Origin of the sequence: Romboutsia sp. 13368 (assembly GCF_018336475.1) — a bacterium.
Taxonomy (GTDB): Bacteria; Bacillota; Clostridia; order Peptostreptococcales; family Peptostreptococcaceae; genus Romboutsia.
The window spans coordinates 841,666-841,959 of record NZ_CP048741.1; the positions used below are offsets into that span (position 1 = coordinate 841,666).

The window sequence follows — 294 nt, forward strand, 5'->3', positions numbered from 1 at the left end:
AAATGTTTAATTTCTTTTCTATAATAATCAATTGATTTAAATTTAGCTATTGCACATATCCATTTTTTAAAATCATCATTATTTCCATTAAATTTATCACTATTATTCCAAACAGAAAGAAATACATCATTAATACATTCTTCTATAATCCATTCATTTTTCAAAGGTGATAATACTTTATAGGTTGTACCTTTTACTAATGGTATATATTTATCAACTACATATTCTAAAGCATCTTCTTTATGATTTTTTAATCTTTGTATATAATTTGTTTCATTACATTTCATATAAACC

At 20.7% G+C, this 294-nt stretch carries 1 protein-coding gene; it reads right to left on the reverse strand.

What is annotated here, in order from left to right; all coding sequences use genetic code 11:
- On the reverse strand, positions 1 to 287 hold a 287-nt coding region (locus tag G3997_RS03430), incomplete at its 3' end, for a sigma factor (RefSeq protein ID WP_296648144.1).
- Positions 288 to 294 lie beyond the last annotated feature (7 nt).